The 3626-nt window shown below is 72.7% G+C and carries 3 protein-coding genes; 2 read left to right on the top strand and 1 reads right to left on the bottom strand.

The genetic code is table 11. The features are described 5' to 3' along the window. The first annotated feature begins 815 nt into the window (after positions 1-815). A complete protein-coding gene (locus tag ABD908_RS26775) occupies positions 816-1778 on the top strand; it encodes a dipeptidase (RefSeq protein WP_345001863.1) in 963 nt (320 codons plus the stop codon). Here ABD908_RS26775 and ABD908_RS26770 read toward each other — a convergent pair. Further along, positions 1775-3175 (bottom strand): aminotransferase-like domain-containing protein, encoded by a 1401-nt coding sequence (locus ABD908_RS26770; protein ID WP_345001861.1) that lies wholly within the window; start codon positions 3173-3175, stop codon positions 1775-1777. The genes ABD908_RS26775 and ABD908_RS26770 overlap by 4 nt on opposite strands. On the opposite strand from ABD908_RS26770, the gene ABD908_RS26765 reads away from it, so the two are divergent. Then, a partial coding sequence (locus ABD908_RS26765) for an EamA family transporter (RefSeq protein WP_345001859.1) occupies positions 3174-3626 on the top strand: 453 nt, incomplete at its 3' end. The two genes, ABD908_RS26770 and ABD908_RS26765, sit on opposite strands and share 2 nt — an antisense overlap.

Genomic DNA, 3626 nt, shown 5'->3' with positions numbered 1-3626 from the left:
TGGTTGTCTTCCTAAGACCGCTTGGCCTCCGACTTCCACGGTCGCGCCCGGAGCGGGCACCGTCGTACCCGGGCGCGACCGTGGCGGCCGCCGACTATGCGGACCGCGCCGCGGTGCGGCAGGCGTTGTCCGGGACCGACACCGTCCTGATGGTGTCGGGGGCCGAGGAGCCCGACCGGCTCGCGGCGCACCGCACATTCGTGGACGCCGCCGTGGCGGCGGGCGTGGGTCACCTGGTCTACATCTCGTTCTTCGGCGCCGCACCCGACGCCACGTTCACCCTCGCACGGGACCACTGGGCCACCGAGCAGCACATCCGTGCGTCCGGGTTGCCGTTCACGTTCCTGCGAGACAACCTGTACGCGGATTTCATGCCGGGCCTGGTGGGCGACGACGGCGTCATCCGCGGGCCGGCTCGGTGCGGCCGGGCGGCCGTGGTCGCGCAGGACGACATCGTCGACGCGGCCGTGGCGGTGCTGCTCGCACCGGCCGACCATGTGGGACGCACGTACGACCTGACCGGCCCCGAGGCGCTGACGATGGCGGAGATCGCCGCCGTCCTCCAGCGGGAGACCGGGCGGCAGATCGTGTTCCACGACGAGACGGTCGACGAGGCGTTCGAGTCACGCCGCGTCTACGGCGCGCCAGACTGGCAGGTCGAGGCCTGGGTCTCGACGTACACCGCCGTCGCCGCCGGCGAGCTGGACGGCGTGAGCGATGCCGTAGAGCGGCTGAGCGGGCATCCCGCGACGCCGCTCGCGCGGGTGGTGCGCGGCAGCCGCGGGATGCCGCGGGGAGGGCGTTAGTGTGCGGGGATGAGCCTGTTGTGGGACCAGCACACGTGCCTGCCGCTCGACCTCGACGCTGACGTCGCCGAGTTGGAGCGGTACGCGCCCCTCGAGCGCGGCTTCGTCTCGGTCAACGTCGGGTACTCGCCGCACTCGTACGAGTTCTCCACCGGGTTGTTGCGCGCGTTCCGGTCGGGTGTCGCCGCATCGGATCGGCTCGCGCTGGCTGCCACCGTCGACGACGTCGAGGCGATCACCGCCGCCGGGCGGATGGCCGTCGCCTTCGACCTCGAGGACTCCGGGCCGCTCGGCGGTGATCTCGGTGCGGTGCAAGAGTATTGGGATCTCGGCGTGCGGACGATGCTGCCGTCGTACAACCACGCCAACCGGGCGGGCTCCGGCTGCCTGGACGCCGACGACGGCGGCCTGACGCCGTGGGGGCGCGACCTGGTGGCCGAGATGAACCGGGTGGGCATGGTGCCCGACGGCTCGCACTGCAGCGTCCGTACCAGCCTCGGGCTGTGCGACGCGTCCACGCGGCCCGTGGTGTACAGCCACTCGTGTATGCGCGGCGTGTGGGACCACCCGCGCAACATCACCGACGACCAGGCGCGCGCCGCCGCGGAGACCGGGGGAGTCGTCGGGATCACGGGTGTCGGCATCTTCCTGGGCCCCAACACCCCGACTCTGGAGGCGATGACCCGCCACCTCGAGTACGCGGTCGAACTCGTGGGCATCGAGCATGTCGGTGTCAGCAGCGACTTCTCGTTCGATCACGAGGAGTTCGTCGTCGAGATCGCGGCCAGCCCGGAACTGTACGACGAGTCGTACACCCGGTGGGGCCCGATCCAGTGGATGCCGCCCGAGACGTTCGTGACACTCGGCGCGCACCTCGCCGGGCGGGGCTGGCCGGATACCGACATCGCCGCGGTGCTGGGCCGGAACTTCATGCGCGTGGCACGCGAATCCTGGTCCGCGGCGGCGGGCTAGCCGATCGCCCGGGCCAGGATCCGGGCGCCCTCGCCGAATGCGGCGGGATTCGGACCCGCGTAGTTGAGCCGCAGAAACCGACCGGTGGGCTCGGCGGGGAACCACTCGTCACCGTCGCCCACGACGAGGCCCGCACCCAGACAGCGGGATACGACGTCGCCGAGCACGACGGTGTCCGGCAGCCGCGCCCACAGATTGAGCCCGCCGCGCGGCACCGCCTCGATCTGCACGGCGGGGGCGTGCTCGCGCAGGTTCGTCAGCAGCAGGTCGCGTCGTTCCCGCAGCTCGGCGCGCACGCGCCGCAGGTGTGTCTGCCACGCGGGCGCGGTGACCACGTCGAGGGCGACGGCCTGCAGGATCCCGCTGACGTACATCGACTCCGCCTCGGTGTCGGCGAGGATGCGGCCGAGCGCCGGACCGCGGGCGACCAGCCCGGCGACCCGCACCGCCGGCGCCACGGACTTGGTGAGCGATCGGAGGTACACCACGTGACCCGCGTCGTCCCGCGCGGCGAGCGGCTGCGAGTCGGCGTCGATGCCGAAGTCGTGCGCCCAGTCGTCCTCGATGAGGAAGGCGCCGTGGGCACGCACCACGTCCAGCACCGCGTCGCCGCGCTCGCGGGACCACAGCGCCCCCGTCGGGCTCGCGAACGTCGGCTGCACGTAGCAGGCGCGTGCTCCGGTCCGGGCCAGCGCCGCCGCGAGGTCGACGGGGTCGGGGCCCGCCGGTCCGCTCGGGATCGGCACGACCTCGACGCCCACCAGGGCCGCCGCCAGCAGGGCACCCCAGTAGGTGGGTGACTCGACGACCAGCGGCCGCCCGGCGCCGACCAGGGCACGGAACGCCGTCACCAGGCCGCCCTGGCTGCCGGGGATCACGACCACGTCGTTGGGCGTGACTGGCGCGACCCCGGCCGGTGTCACCGACGCGAGCTCCGCCGCGAACCACGACTGCAGGTCGGGTGACCCGCCGGTGGGTGGGCGGCCCATCAGCGTCTCCGCCCGCATGGCGCGACCGAACGCAGCACGGACCAGCCTCTCCGGCAACAGCTCTCGGTCGGGGTAACCCGAGTGCATCGCGATCATCGAGTGCGCCGCCGATCGCAGTGACATCGGGGGCCGGGCGTCGCGATACCCCGATGCCCCGAGAGTGGCCGTCTGCCAACCGAAGTCGACCGTGTGGGCGGTCCGCGCGGCGCGCACAAAGGTTCCCACCCCCGGGCGCGATTCCACCAGGCCCTGTGCTGCCAGCGTGTGCAGCGCTTTCTGAACGGTGACAGGGCTCGCGCGGTATACGTCGCGGAGGCTGCGCGACGACGGTAGCCGCGCGCCGGGGGCCGCCGAGTCGATCCATCCGCGGAGTTCGGCGACGATGCGCGAAGTGCTATCGTTCGACATGAATGCACATAGTAGCGCTACTGCTACGAAGAAGGACGTGCTACGCCGCGGTCCGGGCGGGTTCGGCTGGGGGCTCGTCGGTGTGATCGCGTTCTCGTTCACCGTGCCGTTCACCCGCGTGGCCGTCGACGCCGGGTTGCCGCCCCTGTTCGTGGGCGCCGGCCGCGCTGTCGTCGCGTCGGCACTCGCCGCGGCCGCGTTGCTGGCGACGAGGCGGCGTGCGCCGCGCGGGTGGCAGTGGCTGCGTGTCGCCGTGGTCGCGGGCGGCGTTGTACTCGGCTTTCCGCTGCTCACCTCGTTCGCACTCGCGTCGGCACCGGCGAGCCACGGGGCGGTCGTGATCGCGCTGCTCCCGGCAGCTACGGCCGCGACCGCGGTGCTCCGCACGCGGGAGCGGCCGAGCGCGACGTTCTGGGCGGCTGCGGCGGCCGGCGCCGGCGTCGCTGTGGGG

Origin of the sequence: Tsukamurella soli, assembly GCF_039541155.1 — a bacterium.
In the GTDB taxonomy this organism is placed as follows: domain Bacteria; phylum Actinomycetota; class Actinomycetes; order Mycobacteriales; family Mycobacteriaceae; genus Tsukamurella; species Tsukamurella soli.
Note: the sequence above shows the minus strand (reverse complement) of the source record. Positions and strands in the feature narration are given on the sequence as shown.

What these genes read in the sequence shown, in the direction of transcription:
- ABD908_RS26770 (WP_345001861.1), bottom strand. Translation starts at nt 3,175, where the DNA reads ATGTCGAACGATAGCACTTCGCGCATCGTCGCCGAACTCCGCGGATGG.
- ABD908_RS26775 (WP_345001863.1), top strand. Translation starts at nt 816, where the DNA reads ATGAGCCTGTTGTGGGACCAGCACACGTGCCTGCCGCTCGACCTCGAC.